The following is a 17663-nucleotide window of genomic DNA, read 5'->3' on the forward strand; positions in this document are numbered from 1 at the left end:
CGTGGGGCAACACCTGGTTATTCTGCAAAATCGAATACGTTGCTGAGGTCAGTGGTGTGTTAACCGGCATTATTTATGCCAGCGAGCTTGCCGGCACCAACCCATTTGACTATCTGGTGACAATAAGTGCATAAGACAATATGATCCAATTTGTTTGTTGAGAACAAATAACCCAGAGGTCTTATGCACATCCAAGAATTATTACACGGAATACTCTCTAAAGCACTTTCTCATATTCATATTAAACGCATAAAAGCGTTAGTTAACGCAGTCCAGTCTCTTCTTCATGGAAAAAAACTGTCATTAACCCGGTTAGACCGAACAATGCGTGGTTCAGCAAAAGAGCGTCATCGTATTCGAAAAATGGATAGACTTTTAAGGCTCTGGTGTATTGCTCATATCATAACTGCATCTGGTTCTGGATGCTTTAATAATGTATTTGGTCTTTGATTTTATAGCGGTGTAGGTATGTTTTAGTTCTTTGTATATTTGCATAAAAGAACCGATTATTATTATTTAATAAATTCAGCTATTCTTACCTATCTTAAGTTTCAGAATCAGCGGTAATCATTAATGAGCAAGATGAATAAAACCAAAGTTTATGAAGTATACGATGAAATCATCAATTGGTTTGATGATGCTCGCAATAAAAGTCTCATGGAGTCTGAATATCTTCATTTAATTGTGAATACAATTCCTCCTAAAGGCAATATTTTAGATTTAGGTTGTGGAACTGGGGAGCCGATTGCACAGTTCTTTATTGAAAAGGGATTTAAAGTTACTGGCATAGACGGTAGTCAAAAAATGATTGAGCGGTGTAAAAAGCGTTTTCCAAGTGAACGTTGGATACGTTCTGATATGCGTAATATCAATTTACATCAACAATTCGATGCCATATTAGCGTGGCATAGTTTTTTTCATCTTGACCATGACAGCCAACGTAACATGTTCAAAATATTTTCCTCACACATCAAGCCCGGTGGCGTACTTGCTTTTACTTCTGGAGACGAGGAAGGCGAAGTCTGGAGTGATAATGGGGGGCATCAACTTTATCATGCATCGTTGGCAACAAAGGAATATAACCGTCTTCTCGAAAGCTTTTCTTTTAAAGTATTAATTCATAAAGTACGTGACCCTGAATGTGGTGAGGCTACAATTTGGGTAGCGCAAAAGATGTAAATTTTTTTGTATGCTTTACAAAGACATGGTTTCTGTAAACTTAGTTTACAATGTTCGATTTACAATTTATCAAGATTTGTTCTATTTTTGTTCACCCGATGTGGATAGCCAATAGATGCTTGTTGTAATGAATTCGCTGCGCTCATTAGTTCCTGGATTTCACGTTGTTTCATCCAGGCTACATTTAAATTGTCTTGAGATAGGGATTACCGGCTCACAGCAAAACCAATTCTAGTTAAAATAACGTAATCCAATAGCATCCCTAACTTCTTCCAGTGTATTTTCGGCTATTTTTTTTGCTCTGGCTGTTCCAGAAATTAAAATATCCATGACCTCATCACGTGTAAACGTGTTTCTTTTATCTCTTATTGGTTCGAGCATTGTCTGTAACGAGTTATTTAATAGGTTTTTAATTGTGGAATCCCCAAGCCCTCCATTTCTATATTGTGCCTTTAGTGAAGCGACTTCCTCTGGGTCCGGGTGGAACGCATCAAGATAATTAAATACAACATTGCCTTCAACTTTACCCGGGTCACTTATTTTTAAATGAGTTGGGTCAGTGAACATTAAAAATACTTTACGTTTTATTTCTTCGGGTGTGTCAGAAAGAAAAATCGCATTACCCAAAGATTTGCTTGCTTTAGATTGACCATCAATGCCAATAAGACGAGGTGTTTTACTTAAAACAGGTTTTGCCTCTTTTAAGCAATTGGTATTATAAATTCTGTTAAAACGTCGTACGATTTCATTGGTCTGTTCAATCATAGGAACCTGATCTTCGCCTACAGGAACAGCCTCTGCTTTGAATGCGGTAATATCTGCTGCCTGGCTCACTGGATAACAGAAAAAACCAGCAGGTATGGACGAATCATATCCTTTTTGGTGTATTTCGGTTTTTACCGTTGGGTTTCTTTCAAGTCGTCCTAAAGTAACCAGGTTCAAATAATAAACTGTAAGCTCCGCAAGCTCAGGAATATGCGATTGGATGAATATGGTGCTTTTTTGAGGTTCAATACCAATGGATAAGTAATCTAAAGCCACCTCATAAAGATTGTCTATTATTTTGGTCGGATTTTCAAAATTATCAGTTAGGGCTTGAATATCAGCAATCATAATATACTGTTCGTATTCATCTTGAAGTCTGATTCTATTTGCTAAAGAACCGACATAATGGCCCAGGTGCAATTTACCCGTGGGTCTGTCGCCAGTTAATATTATTTTTTTCATTTAAAACTCTGGTGCAACTCTGAATAATTGGAGGCTATAATAGCAAACGAGAAGTTTTTTTATAAGCTTGCTGCTAATTATTTCAGAATCTTTTGCGAGCAGAATGAGTGTTGATTTTCGGTTAATTTGAATAAATACCTGCTTGTATGAATTTGCTTCGCTCATGGATTCCTGGATTTCACTTTGTTTCATCCAGGCTACGATTACTAATGCAGGAATTTAGTCTTTCACGTACCATAGCATCATGTGTACTGGCGGGAATACTATGAAAACTGTTTGTGTTTATCTGGGTGCTCAATTGGGGAATGAGCCTGAATATCGTGAGGCGGCAATTTTATTGGGTAAAAAAATAGCCGCTTGTGGTTTTACTTTGGTTTATGGGGGTTCAAGTTTCGGGATGATGGGGCTTCTTGCCAATACGGTAAAAGAATACGGTGGACGAGTCGTAGGAATAATCACGAAGCATCTTATCGAACAAGAAAAGCCCTTGGACATATTAGACGAATTACATGTTGTAGAATCCATGCAGCAACGTAAGGCTATGATGCAAAAAATTTCTGATATGTTTGTTGTGATGCCTGGGGGTCTTGGAACTTTGGAAGAAGCAATTGAAACATGGAATGCTATAAAAATTGGAGAGTTTATAAAACCTATAGGCTTTTTGAACAGTAAAGGATATTTTGATGGATTATTTTCATTTATAAACTCATGTGGTCGTGCTGGTTTTCTATCCAGTAGGGTCATTCACATCCCCGTCTCACATTCGAGCATCGAATTGCTCTGGAATGAAATGTTAAATCTCCACACAGCAGCTCACTCGGTTTTTGTAAGCGAGGTGGATTAAAAAATTATTAAGCATGGAGTCTGGCATGTGCGGTGTAGTGAACATCTTATTGTCATGTTTGCTCCCAACTCATAGAATTCTAAGAGTCATGAGGACGATCTTTATTCTGCTTTAGTTTATATTTTGATGGCACAAAACATTTAGAAGCAGTTGTTCCTATCAGAGCATAATGATCAGCGAAATGGTATCATTTAATTTAATTTAGGGATGGTTGAATTTTTAACTGCATGATCCTCTTCAGCTCTTGTAACAAACTCTCTAAAAAGTTGATTGCCGTTTTCTTGAAATCGGTTTCGTAAAAATCCCGGTCTTTCGGTATGTCCATCATCAGATTCGCAGTCGGTTGTCACTTTTCTGCGTCCTTTGATTTTTAATTTGGTGTTTTCTAACTCTTCTTTGGCTTTCGCCCGTTCCGACTCGGAACTTTGAGGGGATTTTTGTAGCTTTTCAATGTCTTTATCTATTGCTGCTTTTTGCTTACGCCGCTCTTCTTTAAGTGCTTTATGTATGGATGAAAAATGAGGAATCACACCATCATCAATACGGTTTTTTCTGTTGTTTTTTTCACTTCGGACCACTACGTAGTCTCTATATGCTTGGGGAATACTTTTAAAAGCTTTGCCCGCATTTATTTCCCAATTAACCAAAGCAACGCCAAATTTAATGAATGGCTAAGCAAGCCATCCCAGAATGATTCCTTTTTGACTGTCTTTATGGCCTGGTGCGTCACCGTATTCATCACGTTCTAATCGAATAATACCCACTACAAAGTCAGTGATGCTTGAGAAAGAGCGGTCATTAAACAGGTTAACAGGTTGGCCAGTTTGATGGAAATGATGTGCTACTAAACTCGCAATTCCTGCTCCAAGAGAGAGACCCTTTAAGGTGATATTTTGGGGCGAGACTCCTTTGTCTAATAATCGTTGAACCTGGGCTATACCATCCGTAACCAGATCATCTTTGGATGTGGCGTAGACTTTACTTTGACCAACACCGCGAAAGTTAAAACCCACAACGTTAGCGTTCAGTGTTTTAGCATCTTGCTTCATGTCATAAAGGATGTCTTCATAACGCATTGAATTACCAACAAAATTAATGATGTATTTTTGATAATGAGGTTCAGTGTTATTTTGTGATGGGTGCTGAAATTCCAGAGTATCTAAATGAGCTCCATCGTGGGTGATTATTTTATATTTAACGGGGCAACTCGTGTCATCGTTCCATAAGGAATAATTAGACTCGTCATCAGTGAACATATACTGAGCCGGAAGAACAAACCTGCCTACAAACGCACCAAGTAATTTATTGGCACCAGTTTTTAAGAGATCCCATAATAAAACAGGAGGGAATACTATTCTAAGAGCAATAAATTTAAATTGTTGCCAAGCACTGAACTTCGGCTTTGGAGCCTGGTAAGATTCAATTTCCATTGTTTGCCTTTTTAATTTAGTATTTGATTATATTATGACCATAAAGAGCACGCTAATCCAATAATTTATCAATTTATTAGTTAATACCTTGTTTTTTAAGGTAAACCATTCAATACGGTTACTAAGAGAATGTTATTATTTCGTTATCAACATCTCTTCGACAAATAAGACCTTGTTTGATTACTCCTGTAGCGCCATGTACCTTGCTGAGTGCCCAAGCAGGTGCCAAATGTTGGTTTTCACGAAAATATCTTAAAGTTAACATGATTTATTTTCCTAAATTTAAAAAATAAGAATGAAGTATTGATGTTATTTTACAAAGTATAAATTGCCTTTTTACTCAGTTCTTGCGTATTTTTATTGATTAATCCTTGCTCTTCCCAGATTTTTTTCAATCATCCGTGCAAAGTGAATGAGAAACAACCGGACACACTACGGTTGACAGTAGTAAAGTCAGGCTGTAATGGCGTTAAAAGATGAAATTGCAGAATTAAAAATTAAGACGTAATGACATCATCAATGACAAAAAGTATGGAAGCTATTTCTTGTGTTCTCCTGATGAGTTCCAGGCGTGTCTGACAATTTAGTTTAGCTTTGATGGTACCAACGTGATCTTCTACAGTTCTTGGCGACAACCTGAGCTGCTGGGCTATATATTTTGCGGAAAAACCATGAGCCAGATAATTTAAAGTTTCTAATTCACGGGAGGTTAGTGATAAAACTGCAGAGAAACCAAGGTGTTCGAGCAGTTTTTTTTTGTTTTTTACAGCAACTTTATAAGTATCGTGGAGCTCGGTATCCAGAAAAGAAGATACATCTACTTGATACTCATGAGCCAAGCGAATCAATTTTTGATTGTGCTCATAAAAATAGTGAATGAATTGGTTTAATAAAGGAAGATCGTTTAATTGACGCTCTTCAGCTCTTGGATCGTTAAAATCTGTTCCCCAACCAAATGCTTCTATTCCCTCAGGAATTTTTTTCATAATATTCAGGGTAAAATTGATACCGTACTCATGCCAGGCCGTATGTAAGGTTTTTTTTAACAGAGGATCATCTGTATTTTTTAATAAGTTAATACCCGGTTTAACCAGGTCTGGATGTTTTAAAAAAGGGCTTTTACCAATGGTTGCAATATTCGCACAAAAATACTCATGCCAAGAGTCATGAGAACTTAATCCCGAATAATGACCAGACGATGTCACTCTAACATAGTAGAAATTATTAACCCCAAAACAGGAATACAATGGAGCAACAGAGCGAAGCATCAAGCCATGTTCTGGAACTGATGTTACTTTACGATATAAGTCGGATAATGCAGTCATCAAATATTTATGGGGCTTCAAATTTATCGTTTAAAAATAGCGGAGATACAGTCCTGTACAGTCTTCATAGTGTAAAGTAAATTTATTGGGTGCGCAACAAATGGCCAGTTGATTGGACTATGCGTTCATGATGCAGGATATCAAGCCGAGCAACACAGGTTTTGCTGAGCGTATTTCTGCAATTAATCGGGCAATACTTAAAGTAAATTAGCACGTTACAGCATACTTATCGTTTTTAGTGGGTCAATTGCAACTAATGACTCCACTTTTATTACTTCTGATTTCCATGCTTCCATTCCTTTTTTGAGATAACTCACCCAGTGATCCAAAGGCTCAAAAGAGGAGAAATAGGGTTGATAAAGGATGGGCGGGTTGAATCCATTTTCGGTCAACAGTTTGGATAAAAGAACCAGATCGGTTCTGCCTTGCCCGTCATAAAAGGGGTGTAACCATTCCAGGTTTTGGAATAATTCGGCAATCGCCCTAAGAGCCTGTTCGTTATGGGTGGCATGTCTTAAATGAATGTCTTTAGGGAGTGATTGAATGACTGTATTATATTGAGCAATAATTTTATCCAGGGTTTCTTCAATTTCAACAGGATTTGTCATTGTGTAATTCACTCTAATGAATGGCGTGTCTACAGATGCATGCAGTCTAAGGGTTGCAAAGGGTTTGGACAGTTGCAGTTTCTTCTGTAAATTGACCAGTTCCACATTAACCCGCTCCATGGAATGGAATGCGTTTTCGTAGATGGCATAGCCCTTATGCACAATTGCATTGGTATCGACTTTTTTAGAAGCATAAAAACCATTTTCGCTCAATTTTTTGCATACCCCGTCTCTGATGCTGGGGGATATTCGCTCCAAATCCTTTTTTAAACCGGTTTCAGCGCTAATCGCATGATCAGAAAATAGTGTAAAGAGCAGATTATGGAGGAATGTAAAACTGTATTTTTTTATTTTCGCTTGATCTTTACTTTCTGCATGATGGGCTTGTTTGACAAGATTGAAGGAACAGTCGCAGTTTGTCGCTCTAAAGTCATTTATAGCGTCTTTTTCAACGTTTATAACTTTGCTGTCCACATGCGCAAAATGCTCACAGGCCAGAGTGTGTATTTGGACGTACATTTCTTTGGTTAGCGGTTTTCCCAGTTCCATTGAGGCAAATTCTGCTGCTTTTTTTACACTGGCGTAATAACCGGGTTCGGCACAGGCATGGTTTTTTCTGTTTTTATGCAGGCCACGATCAAACACATCTGGGCCCAATGAGTGATACTTGCCGTCATAAATTTGTTTCCACCAGTCTGTGCCTAATTTCCAAAACATGCGGTACATATCTGATTTGGTGAAGCTCATGTTGGATCCTTGTGTAAAAATACATCATTATTAAAGTACGATTATGGTACCAGATTGTTTTATTTTTTTACATATTATATTCCCTTTGACGTTACTTTTTTCCGTTAATGTGATAAAATAGTGATCAATTTGTTTATTCTAAGGGGTTTTTGATGAGTTTAGACAGTGTTCGTTCACTAATTCAGAACAATAACGGAGATCTCTCTCGTTTTACTGTAACGATTACAGAAATCAAAACGAAACAAAGTCTTAATGAAGCAATCGAATTATTATCAACTCCTTCATTGCAAATCGATTATTTAACTATTTATGTTGATAAGACGCTTGCAGAAGACTTCATTTCTCGATTCACTAACATTAATCCCAAGCCTCAGTTAAATAAATTAAGATTACCTGATCTTGAATTATCTGATGAAGGGTGGCAAAACTTCTTTGCGAAATTGCCCGATTTCGCAAGTTTGGAACATCTTGATTTGGATTATAGCAATTTAGATTACAAAAAGCATCTTCGCTATTTCGGTGGGTATCTAGCCGGTAATCCAGCGTTATTAGCTATGAGTTTATGCAAAAAAGGAGTTGCCGAGATCAATAATTCAATGTTTAAACAGGATCCATGGGCTACTGAATTGTTTGGTTTTTTGCAAAATAACACTAACCTTAGTAGATTTAGATACGGTAATCGGTTTGACTATGCCTTTAAGGAACAGAAACTAGCTTTTAACGTACAAAAAATTTTGGATAAAAATTATTCAAAAATAAGCAATAGAGTGAATATTGCTAATGCGGTTGCTGAATTCAGGGAAGAACGATATTTGCAATCAGCAAGGTCAGCGCTTGATGGTTTTTTTTCGGAATGTTTTGCTGAGTTGCTATTGCCTGCCCATCAGCAAATATTCTCAGAAGATGCTGATGGACTGTCACGTAATTCTCAGACGATATTGTTCATGCTTCTTCGTATTAACGGGCTTTTAGAATGGGCGGGTCAAGATGAGAGTTTTAACCAAAGCTCTTTGCACGATGAACTGAAAAATGAGTTAGCTTACTATAATCTTCAATACACTTTGCTTATGCAACTTTATGAAATCAATAATCACTGCACAACAGCAAGTGAAAACGATCGTAATTCACTTCGTGCTCTGAATGAATCTATTCTTAACCCCTGGAAAGAGGCTTTAAACATTGAAAACATACAGGAACGAAATAGAAAAATGGAGGAATTAATCCGCAGTGCGATGAGTGAGTGCACAACAGCGAAATCACGGGTCAGAGACAAAACATCCACTGCCTTGATTAAAAATATGTTGTTGATACTTAGTTCCATACTAACCTTAGGGATAGCCTTGGGGATTTACGCTGCGGTAACCACCGAAGCACGTAAGGAGCGAGGCAGCTTTTTCTTCAAGGATGCTGAAACAAGTAAACCTAAAATTGAAAAATTAGAGAGTTCTTTGCATTCATTGGAAACGCACATAAATCCGGGGCAAAATAAACACTAATATTTTTATTACTGAAGCACTATGGGATGAAAAAGAGTTTATTTTCATCCCATGCTGGTATAAATCCCACCAGGAAAATCATTAGTTCATAAACGCCAAACACAACAGCCTGATGGCGTTAATTCACAATGCATGAATTACCTTACAAATCTGTTTGTAGTCTGGTCATTAAATAAACCTGCTCTGTTGCTTTTGTCAGTCCTTTCTCTTGCAAATGGTCAGGTATGGTAAAGGACTTGCAGTATAACTGGTGCACATTAAAATGGGTGCCGTACAGGGTAATGATTTCTTCTTTACCTACGGCAAAAGGCGGGCCTTGCATTTCATCTTGATTGTATTCGGTTGTCAGCAGGAGGATAGGTGTTGATGCTGTTGTTAATCGGGTTATCTGTTCGGAGTATTTTATACGCATCTCTTTGGGCAGGGCAATCAAGGCGGCACGGTCGTAAACCGCATGGATTTTGCCAAGAATAGAGCGGTTCATGTTAAAGAAATCACCACAAAAAATGCGGATATTTGCACTCTCGTAGACGATAAAATCATTCATGGGCGTAACTTGTACGGGTATTTGGTTTTCTGTAAAGAAATCGGAACAGGCGTTGTTATCCAGCTCATTACCAATAATCTGGTAACCTTGAGCTGCAAGCCAAATCATGTCTATGCTTTTTCCGCATAAGGGAACAAAAACACAGGCACCTGGTGCAAGCTGTAATGATGAAATGTAACGCTGCATTAGTTTATTGGGTTGCGCCTGATGAAAGCCAATGCTTTTGGATTGCCATTTTTGGTGCCAATAGTCCTTATCCATGATATCCAGTCACTTTATTTTGGTATGTATGACCTTATTATGGCGCTACCCTTGTTGATCTGGCAATGTCTTTAATCGTCTTTGTTTTGCGCCTCTTGAGTCTTTCTCGTACTTCATAGTTCATTCCCGCATTTTTAGTTCAACCTCAAGCCATTTCAAAACATCAGAATCCCTGTTATAGTTTTTCTTTTTTTAAAGAGATGAAAATTCTTGATTTTATTAAGGAAGATAAATGAGATTTATGGCTTTAAAATGGACGCATCTGTTGATTGCATCCTCTTTGTGTGTCGCACACAATGCGAATGCACTAATGATTTACGGATTAGATAAGGCAAAAGATTTTCACTCAGGAACTAATGGCCCTTTTACTGTTCAGGCAGGTTCGTTTAAATCGCTCCATAATGCTAATCAGTTCAAAAACCGCATAAGTAGTCAAACTAAATACCCGGTTGTAATTCAATCCAAAGGTGCGATGCATGTGGTGTTTATTGGACCGTTACAAACAGCAAAAGAAGTTCGCAATGTAGGTCGTATGCAAACACCAATAACACCCTCTGGAGCAGCTCGGGTTCACGCTTCGGTTGTAAAATCCACCATTCATCCTGATATCATTCATCAAGAAAAGCCGTTGTTAGATTCTAATTCAAAGACTATAAGTCATCAGAAAAAACGATCGACCTATCTGGGTATTGATGCAGGATTGGTTTCTACTAATTCCCCAGATTTTATGACAGTTAATAACGGCTCAAACTACCCGCCACCAGAACATGTAGACAGTTATTCAGTAGATTTGAATCGGATGACGCAAATAGGCTTGCAAATAGGTTCTCGCTGGAAAACAGACAATCAATGGATTCCCGTCTATGCCCTGGCTTTGAGATACCAACACCTTTTCAGAAAAAATATAGATGGCAGTATTACTCAGTATTCATTGCCTGAGTTTACTAATTATTCATACCGTTGGGGGATTAATTCTAACGTAGTGTCCTTGTATTCTAAAATGAACGTAGTTTCCTGGGGGCGTTTTATGCCTTATGTGGATGCCGGGATAGGGGTCGCACTCAATCGTGGAATGTACTACAGTGAGGCGGCTTATTCAGAGATTACTCCACGGGTTAGTCCAGCGTTTAGATCAGGCACCATAGGTCAGTTGTCCTATAACTTGGGATTAGGTTTGGATATTGCCCTGACAGAACAGTTGTTGATGTCTATTGGTTATGATTTTCAATCTTTTGGCAAGATGCAATCACAAAATGGCATGACCACATGGAGCGGTGAGCGTTTAAGTTTGGGTACCTTTAAGACCAATACGGGCCTGGTTGGATTAACTTATGTATTGGGTGATTCTTTTTCATAATCCTGATTACATGTATGAATTTTGAAAAACGGAGATTTTTTTATGGATTTTGTAAAAGCCGCTTTGGCTTTAGTGTTATCGTTATTTTTAGCATCTGCTGATGCGGCTATTGATCCGGTAAGTTGGTCGGTTAGTCCCGCAGGTTTTCCTCCGAGTACCGTTGTGGGTAACAGTTATTCTCTAACGTTTACTTTTACTAATAATCTTCCTCGACCAGTTCCTTTTGATGTGAGTTCTGCATTTGATGGCGGCTCTTTTGCTATTACTCACGGATGCAACAAGACATTAGCGGGAAGAAATCAACCAGACAGCAGTTGTCTTGTCCATTTACAATTTCAACCCAGCTCACCAGGCCGCAATACGGCTCGGTTAAGCATGCGTTATCACAATAACGTCGTTCCTCTTCCTACTTTGTTTTCAACTTCTGCAGAAACGTCCGGAGCGATTAAGGGGTTTGTGAACATACCTCTTCCCGCAGTTACCTATACAGGGGTTACTTATCCGGTGGAGTTTACTTATGTGAATCATGGTACGGTACCTGTAACCGCCACAGCAGTTGTTCCCAGTGGATTTACCCCAAATCCGGCAGGAGGATGTACAGCGGCAATACCTGTGGGTGGGCAATGTACTGTATCGGGTACCTTTTCTCCGGTAAGTCTCGGACAAACCTCGTTAGGTGTTACTTATACCTACACTCAGGGCGGTTCGAGTATTTCAGTTCCTTTAGTCACTCAAACTATAGTGAAAAACGGAGCCGGGTGTCATCAGATCAACGGAATGGCTGTTTTACCTTTGCCGGATAAAACCTATATATACGCCGACAATGTGGTGAAATATGAGTTTACTAACCATTGTCCCTCCACTGAAACTTTGGGGCAAGTGGCTCTGGCTTCAGACGGTACCGCAACGTTGACTAAAGGAACAGACACCTGTTCTGGTGCTAGTTTAGCACAATCACAAAGTTGTTCTGTTTTTGTTTCTGTAGTGCCTACTGTAACCACAGCCGACTTGACCGTCAGTGCGACTCTGCCGTATTTGGGTGGCTCTTTAAGTGCTTCGGCTCATACCAGTGAAGAGGTGCAGGCTTTAACTCAAACAAATTCCAGGCATACGGTCATGTTTGTGAATCAGTGCGACTTTCCAGTTTGGTATGAATTTTCTAATGGCACTGGAACCAGTGCAGATCCAACCCCCGCAGGTTCCCGTAGCTTTGCTGATTATCAAATCAATCAGCAAGTTCGTGGCAATTCGCCTTACACCAAAGTGTTATCAGTAGATCAATATCTCAATGGTGCCATTTATGTGCGTACCGGTTGTGATGCAACCACAGGAGTATGCGAGACGGCAAATTGCCCTGTAATTCCTGGAACTGCAACCTGTCAGGTTGGTGTTCAACCCGTACCGCCTCAAACCAAATTTGAATTGAATATGGGAACTGCAGGTAACGATGGAATTTACGATGTCTCGGTGATTAACGGCTTTAATGTTCCGGGACAAGTTCGATCCTTGGCTCCAATAAACCTTGGGCCAACTCCAGTAAATAATATACCCTTTCCGTTTAATTGTGGCCAATCAGCTGGAGCATTGATTCAATCAACAAACAGCTTTCTTGGCTCTTGCCCCTGGACTTTTACACCGCCATCAACACCACCGGATAGCCCAGCCAACTATATATGGGTTTCCGGGGGTAGTGCGGGAGTGAATTGTACCCAAAATTCCGATTGTTCTATGTCGCCTTTGGGTCCTTATTGTGGTATGACTTCGCCTGATCCCGTTGATGGCCGAATTTACAGGCGTTGCGGTAACTTCTTAGGTTACTACACCTTGGCTGATTATATTGGGCTGACTGCTCCTTCACAATGGGATCCGGTTTATGATCTTTATACCTTGTACGGAATGGGCGACCTGCTACAGCCCGCCGGAACCGGGTCGACTCAATACGGTAATTTCGGTGGTGCTCCAGCAACTTATGCTGCTTTATATGGTTGTCAAACCACTACAACCAATGCTTTGAACACTGGTTATGCATTACAGAGTCAAAATAACGATAAAGTATGTGGTTGTTATAACTGGAATGACATTGGCAGTCTTGTTTTTACACCACAGGTTACTGATTGTACTGGTCAGAATCTCACATGGTTGGGTACGGTTTTTCCACGCATATTGTGGTTGAAGCAAGCTTGTCCCACCGCATATTCCTACCAGTTTGATGATAAGTCAGCTCAATTTCAGTGTAATGAAACGAGCAAAAAAACCAGTTATCAAATCACCTTTTGTCCTGGTGGAAAAAGTGGCAAACCTGCCGTTTGATTATACTGCTGCAAAGCAAGCCTTTTATTCTGCTTGCTTTGTAGTTTCTTAATGTACTGCCTTTAATCGTTTGTTGTACAATTAGCGTATTTCGGATAAAGTATTTTTTTGCGTATTACAAGGATTAGTGATGAGCGTGATTCAACAAAAATTATCTTTCATATCATTGGCTTGCGCCTTGATGCTCTTTCCCGTAGTTTCTAGTGTTGCTCAGGATATTGACCCTTGTGACAATATTTCTGGCAAATGGGCTGGGATCACCACGGGTTATAAATGCACCTGGGATGCAACAGCTGAATTTATAAAATACAAATCCACAATTCGCATGAACTATCACTTAAAACCCAGATCACGATGCGGCGATGAGCTGGATATAATCTATAGCGGAACATGCAGGCATGCTTATCTTAAACTGGAAGCGAATGTGATAGGTACCATATTTGGTGATTCAATTTTTTTACGTGATGCGGACGGCACCGAAGTCAATCTTAAGAAGCAATAAAAAAGAAATTTGCAACACAGCCTCTTTGGACTACAATTTTTCAGCCACGTAGCCTGTATTAGGCGGAATCGTAATACAGGTAGTTCAGCTTATCTGTCTCATCAAGTCACCAAAAAAATACACGCACTAGAGGCACCCTGCCATGAAAAAACGTTTCCAGATTGAATACCCTGTAATACGATTTCATCTATTACAGGCTACGCATATAGATTTGTGACTAATTTATCCATGTAGCCTGTATTAGACGGAGTCGTAATACAGGTTATTTATAGCTCTTATTATGAAAAACAATCAAATCAATAGTGATTTTTGTACGGTATGAAAAACTTATCGCCTCACTCATCTTAAGTATCTCTTACTCTTTAAAAAAACTGTCGCCTGTGCAGACATGACAGTTTATTGTCATGTACTGATTTTTTAAAAAAAGTAGCTTGGTTGCTCGCAATCGGGATTTGTATATCCCTGCAGAGGACGGTTAATAGGGTCTCGTGCATAAGGTGCGCAATTAATGCAGATTTTGGGTCAATAAATCAAGTAACGAAAATAATTTAGACTATATTTAAGTTATATTGATTATGATTTGTTCTCTCGTCTTCTTATGATATACTTTGTGTTATAATAATGAACAGGTGCGGGTATGGCATTCCATAACAATCAATTTGTTAAAGATTTTAAGGATAAACCAGATGACATTGAATTTACTCAGGATTTATCTTTGAGTGATACAGGTGCCCAAAGCAGTAAAAATCAGCTTTTTGAAATATCAGAAACGGATGATGTTACCAAGTTGCCAATAATAAAATCATTTGCAAAAGGTGCGTTACCCAAGGACAAGATGAAAAAATTCCAAAAAGCGGTAAACAAACTCATCACCCAGTTTAATGCCAGTGAACAATTAGCCGAAAAAGAACATATTCTGAGGCAAATTCAGGAAATCATAAAAGAAGTAGATTGCAAATATCCGCCAAATTTAATTGCTCGATCTAAAGGGTATTATGCTGTACAGCGCTGGTTGTTTGAAGAAATTAAAAAGCAGTTTAAACGTTTGGGAGTAGAGTCCCTACTGCCAACACACTCCATCTCTTCACCGCTTACTCATATAGTGGCTAATATGTCGCCATCCAAGGCTGAAGATTTGCTTGCTATTTTAGCAGTAGGTAATCAACAACAGTTACTCACTAAGCTCAACTCATTGTATCGTTCAAATGATTCAAGCGATGAAGCGGTATTATTTCGTGAGTTCTTAAGTAGTCATGCGATAACGTTTTTAGGTGGCGGCAATTCAAAGAATTTTTTAGTCACCCGAATGGCAGATCAAAGCACTTGGGTATTAAAAGTAGATAATAGATTGAATTTGCCAAAAAATATCGAAGTTCATCTTAGGCAGCGATTAAGTAAACACTTTGCTCCAGTCCACGTAGAAAGGCAATTAACGTATACTGATCCTGATGAGGGAAGGCAATCACGTACTTTGCTGGTAACCGAATATTATCGTAATAGTGATCTTTCTTCTTATCGAAAAAAACTAAGTAGTGATGTGGATATTGTTGATAGTGCATGCGAACTGTTTAGTCAAATGGCGCACGTGATGCAACGGATTCAAGAGCAACGCTGCTTTTTTTCGGATGCAAAATACACTAACTGGTTACTTGGTGATGATGGAACCTTACTGATTGCGGATACTAAAAGTTTTCTATTTGCCAATAGCGCCGGGTTTTATGATAGGTTGCTGAAAGAGAATGAATATTCGCAAAAGGTTTTGTTATCCCCTTTTTTTACTCCTCCAGAGTATGACAGAAATGATATAGATAAAGAAAAAATCGAGGTGGAAAAGGCTCATGCTTATCTGTTGGGAAAGAATTTATATGCATTTCTAACTGGTGTATCTGATGGTACTGTCAAGGACAGTCAGTTAAATTTTAATTATGAAGTTTTTACAACTGAAAAAGGGAAAAAGCTCAAACAGTTGATAAAAAATCTAATCCAGCAATTCCCTGCGCAACGAACCTCACTTGCACAAGCCGGTTCTATGTTGCTTGATATGACCAGAGATGAGGTTTTTGAGGAATTAGAATCTTTGAAATTTGGTGCAAAAGATGAAAAAATGGACGAATATATCCTGGCGGAAAAAGCCCGGCTTTTTACTTTGCAGAATGATCCGCAACAACAATTTTTGATTCTTAATGAGTTAAAAAAAACCATCAAAGCGTTAAAAGAAGATGAAGCAGCTAATGAAATAAGAACCATAGTTGCTAATTTTCGGAGTCAAGCGGGTGTGTTTACGGTAGGAATGAATGCTAAAGCGAATAAGATAGAGTCAGCCATGGCAAACATACCAATAAAAGACAGAATTAATTTAAACGCTTCTTTGCGCTCTTTACTGCTAAAGACACCTCAATCATCACCTCATTCGACACCTTTTTTTAAGGATTTATTACAAGCCCTGGCTACTCATCGTCATTTTGGCAAACGGGGTACAGTCTATTTTAAGCCCGGAACAGAAGAGATTAATGCGGAAAAAGCTGCGGCCAGTTATAAAAATTTTCAATTGAAATTTTTTGATAAATCCCCAGTAGTAGGTAACAATGATGCAGAACCAGTAAACACGCGTGAAGACAGTTCCACTCCTAAAAATAAATAGCGTGCTGAATAAAGGAACATTTAAAATGAATTTTGACACTTTATGCGAGCAGTTAGGGATTAATGCAACACACTCTCCAGAACATAAACTTGAGTTATTGAAACGATGGTTTATGACACATGTTTCCACTGATGTTGTTATCAGTAATGATTCTATTGATACGTGTTATAGTCAATACGCTGAATTTCTGGGATATTATCTCGACCGATTTGCACCCTATATTCCTCAGGATGTGACAAAACCTGTACCCGAGTTTGATGGTAAAACTACTCTTGAAGCCGCAGCATATTATGGGTTTGATAAACTTCTTGCCACTTTGGCTCCTGCAGTCAGTGAAATTAATAAGCCTAATTCATCGGGATTGACTCCCTTACATATTGCTGCACTTGCAGGTAATCTGCACACAATCGAAGTTCTGTTGGATTTGGGGGCTGATCTTGCGCAAAAAAATCATCAGCTGCAAATGGCTGTCTTTTGCGCTTTGCAATTACCCGCCCTTTACGAAGAGCGATTGAAAGAAAACAAGATTAAAATTTATCAGTTGCTCAAACAACAAGGCCTTGAGACTTTGGTCAATCAGGATAGCAATGGTGATACGATAATGCATCAAATGGCGATGCATAATTATTTTTCATTGATGGCTGATTTGCTCAATTCTCATCATCAACTTGCTTTTATTCAGAATAATCAATCCCATTATCCAATACACACTGCCATATTAAATAATGCTCTTGCTTGTGCCCATATTCTTTTCAACGATAAAGAGGTGGCTCATGTTGCTGACAGTAAAGGACGAGTAGCGCTTCATTATGCCGCACGATACAGTGGAGCTGATATGGTTACTTTATGTTCCAATGCCTCTGTAAATAAAGACCCATTAGATTCAGAGGGTAAAACTCCTTTTATGCTGGCAGCCGAGGTGGCAAACTTTGAAGCCATGAAGATGCTTCTTGACCTGGGGGCGAATGCAGCGTGTACTGATTATCAAGGACAAACCGCATTACACCTTGCCGTGTGTCAAGGGGAAAAAGCTGTCGCCTTGTGGTTGTTGGAACATACTAATATTGATGTCAATGCCCTCGATACTCATCAGCAATCTGCACTCGCAATAAGTCAAAGAGCAGGTACTGATAATTTAAGCGAACTGCTCATAGGTCATGGTGCGATTTAAACAGAATTTAAGTGCTGA

At 38.9% G+C, this 17663-nt stretch carries 16 protein-coding genes; 9 read left to right on the plus strand and 7 right to left on the minus strand.

Features of this window, described 5'->3' with window-relative positions; genetic code table 11:
* Positions 1 to 183 precede the first annotated feature (183 nt).
* Together Lwor_RS09460 and Lwor_RS09465 are read left to right on the plus strand one after the other, a co-directional pair.
* Complete coding sequence (locus Lwor_RS09460; RefSeq protein WP_058493643.1) at positions 184 to 450, plus strand: hypothetical protein; 267 nt, start codon at positions 184 to 186, stop codon at positions 448 to 450.
* A 123-nt stretch (positions 451 to 573) separates the two neighbouring features.
* Positions 574 to 1179 (plus strand): class I SAM-dependent DNA methyltransferase, encoded by a 606-nt coding sequence (locus tag Lwor_RS09465; protein ID WP_058493644.1) that lies wholly within the window; start codon positions 574 to 576, stop codon positions 1177 to 1179.
* Between the two features lie 231 nt (positions 1180 to 1410).
* On the opposite strand, the gene trpS is transcribed toward Lwor_RS09465, so the two are convergent.
* Positions 1411 to 2406, minus strand: a complete 996-nt coding sequence (trpS, locus tag Lwor_RS09470) for a tryptophan--tRNA ligase (RefSeq protein WP_058493645.1) — start codon at positions 2404 to 2406, stop codon at positions 1411 to 1413.
* Between the two features lie 265 nt (positions 2407 to 2671).
* Here trpS and Lwor_RS09480 point away from each other — a divergent pair, with 265 nt between their 5' ends.
* Entirely contained in the window at positions 2672 to 3250 is a 579-nt protein-coding gene (locus Lwor_RS09480) for an LOG family protein (RefSeq protein WP_083501610.1), read from the plus strand.
* 191 nt (positions 3251 to 3441) lie between these two features.
* Here Lwor_RS09480 and Lwor_RS14215 read toward each other — a convergent pair whose 3' ends face one another.
* The 5 genes from Lwor_RS14215 to Lwor_RS09495 all read right to left on the minus strand — a co-directional run bounded on the left by Lwor_RS14215 (position 3442) and on the right by Lwor_RS09495 (position 7360).
* Complete coding sequence (locus tag Lwor_RS14215) at positions 3442 to 3828, minus strand: hypothetical protein (protein ID WP_274519230.1); 387 nt, start codon at positions 3826 to 3828, stop codon at positions 3442 to 3444.
* A 93-nt stretch (positions 3829 to 3921) separates the two neighbouring features.
* Positions 3922 to 4680, minus strand: a complete 759-nt coding sequence (locus Lwor_RS14220) for an alpha/beta hydrolase family protein (RefSeq protein WP_274519231.1) — start codon at positions 4678 to 4680, stop codon at positions 3922 to 3924.
* A gap of 121 nt (positions 4681 to 4801) precedes the next feature.
* On the minus strand, positions 4802 to 4945 hold the full coding sequence (locus Lwor_RS13785) for a hypothetical protein (RefSeq protein WP_157063141.1): 144 nt from the start codon (positions 4943 to 4945) through the stop codon (positions 4802 to 4804).
* Positions 4946 to 5177: 232 nt separating this feature from the next.
* Positions 5178 to 6005 (minus strand): response regulator transcription factor, encoded by an 828-nt coding sequence (locus Lwor_RS09490; protein WP_058493648.1) that lies wholly within the window; start codon positions 6003 to 6005, stop codon positions 5178 to 5180.
* 215 nt (positions 6006 to 6220) lie between these two features.
* Entirely contained in the window at positions 6221 to 7360 is a 1140-nt protein-coding gene (locus Lwor_RS09495) for a Fic family protein (protein ID WP_058493649.1), read from the minus strand.
* 152 nt (positions 7361 to 7512) lie between these two features.
* Between Lwor_RS09495 and Lwor_RS09500 the strand changes: the two genes are divergently transcribed.
* Positions 7513 to 8856, plus strand: a complete 1344-nt coding sequence (locus tag Lwor_RS09500; protein WP_058493650.1) for a hypothetical protein — start codon at positions 7513 to 7515, stop codon at positions 8854 to 8856.
* Positions 8857 to 8998: 142 nt separating this feature from the next.
* Here the strand turns inward: Lwor_RS09500 and tmpT are convergent, their stop codons facing one another.
* The gene (tmpT, locus tag Lwor_RS09505; RefSeq protein WP_058493651.1) at positions 8999 to 9664 is read right to left on the minus strand and encodes a thiopurine S-methyltransferase; all 666 of its coding nucleotides are present in this window, start codon (positions 9662 to 9664) and stop codon (positions 8999 to 9001) included.
* Between the two features lie 232 nt (positions 9665 to 9896).
* Between tmpT and Lwor_RS09510 the strand changes: the two genes are divergently transcribed.
* From Lwor_RS09510 to Lwor_RS09530, 5 genes are all read left to right on the plus strand, one after another.
* On the plus strand, positions 9897 to 11021 hold the full coding sequence (locus tag Lwor_RS09510; RefSeq protein ID WP_058493652.1) for an SPOR domain-containing protein: 1125 nt from the start codon (positions 9897 to 9899) through the stop codon (positions 11019 to 11021).
* Positions 11022 to 11063: 42 nt separating this feature from the next.
* Positions 11064 to 13331: a thaumatin family protein gene (locus tag Lwor_RS09515; RefSeq protein WP_058493653.1), complete on the plus strand. Its 2268-nt coding sequence runs from the start codon at positions 11064 to 11066 to the stop codon at positions 13329 to 13331.
* 130 nt (positions 13332 to 13461) lie between these two features.
* Positions 13462 to 13833: a hypothetical protein gene (locus Lwor_RS09520; RefSeq protein WP_058493654.1), complete on the plus strand. Its 372-nt coding sequence runs from the start codon at positions 13462 to 13464 to the stop codon at positions 13831 to 13833.
* A 637-nt stretch (positions 13834 to 14470) separates the two neighbouring features.
* Positions 14471 to 16474 carry a hypothetical protein gene (locus Lwor_RS09525; RefSeq protein WP_058493655.1) on the plus strand — a complete coding sequence of 668 codons (2004 nt, stop codon included), beginning with the start codon at positions 14471 to 14473 and terminating at the stop codon, positions 16472 to 16474.
* 25 nt (positions 16475 to 16499) lie between these two features.
* Positions 16500 to 17645: an ankyrin repeat domain-containing protein gene (locus Lwor_RS09530; protein ID WP_058493656.1), complete on the plus strand. Its 1146-nt coding sequence runs from the start codon at positions 16500 to 16502 to the stop codon at positions 17643 to 17645.
* Positions 17646 to 17663 lie beyond the last annotated feature (18 nt).

The sequence above is a fragment of the Legionella worsleiensis genome, assembly GCF_001467535.1.
GTDB lineage: Bacteria > Pseudomonadota > Gammaproteobacteria > Legionellales > Legionellaceae > Legionella > Legionella worsleiensis.

Coding starts and splice junctions, on each gene's coding strand:
- Lwor_RS14220 (WP_274519231.1), bottom strand. CDS start 4,680: ATGGAAATTGAATCTTACCAGGCTCCAAAGCCGAAGTTCAGTGCTTGG.
- Lwor_RS09500 (WP_058493650.1), top strand. CDS start 7,513: ATGAGTTTAGACAGTGTTCGTTCACTAATTCAGAACAATAACGGAGAT.
- Lwor_RS09480 (WP_083501610.1), top strand. CDS start 2,672: ATGAAAACTGTTTGTGTTTATCTGGGTGCTCAATTGGGGAATGAGCCT.
- trpS (WP_058493645.1), bottom strand. CDS start 2,406: ATGAAAAAAATAATATTAACTGGCGACAGACCCACGGGTAAATTGCAC.
- Lwor_RS09490 (WP_058493648.1), bottom strand. CDS start 6,005: ATGACTGCATTATCCGACTTATATCGTAAAGTAACATCAGTTCCAGAA.
- Lwor_RS09530 (WP_058493656.1), top strand. CDS start 16,500: ATGAATTTTGACACTTTATGCGAGCAGTTAGGGATTAATGCAACACAC.
- Lwor_RS09515 (WP_058493653.1), top strand. CDS start 11,064: ATGGATTTTGTAAAAGCCGCTTTGGCTTTAGTGTTATCGTTATTTTTA.
- Lwor_RS09525 (WP_058493655.1), top strand. CDS start 14,471: ATGGCATTCCATAACAATCAATTTGTTAAAGATTTTAAGGATAAACCA.
- Lwor_RS13785 (WP_157063141.1), bottom strand. CDS start 4,945: ATGTTAACTTTAAGATATTTTCGTGAAAACCAACATTTGGCACCTGCT.
- Lwor_RS09510 (WP_058493652.1), top strand. CDS start 9,897: ATGAGATTTATGGCTTTAAAATGGACGCATCTGTTGATTGCATCCTCT.
- tmpT (WP_058493651.1), bottom strand. CDS start 9,664: ATGGATAAGGACTATTGGCACCAAAAATGGCAATCCAAAAGCATTGGC.
- Lwor_RS09520 (WP_058493654.1), top strand. CDS start 13,462: ATGAGCGTGATTCAACAAAAATTATCTTTCATATCATTGGCTTGCGCC.
- Lwor_RS09465 (WP_058493644.1), top strand. CDS start 574: ATGAGCAAGATGAATAAAACCAAAGTTTATGAAGTATACGATGAAATC.
- Lwor_RS09495 (WP_058493649.1), bottom strand. CDS start 7,360: ATGAGCTTCACCAAATCAGATATGTACCGCATGTTTTGGAAATTAGGC.
- Lwor_RS09460 (WP_058493643.1), top strand. CDS start 184: ATGCACATCCAAGAATTATTACACGGAATACTCTCTAAAGCACTTTCT.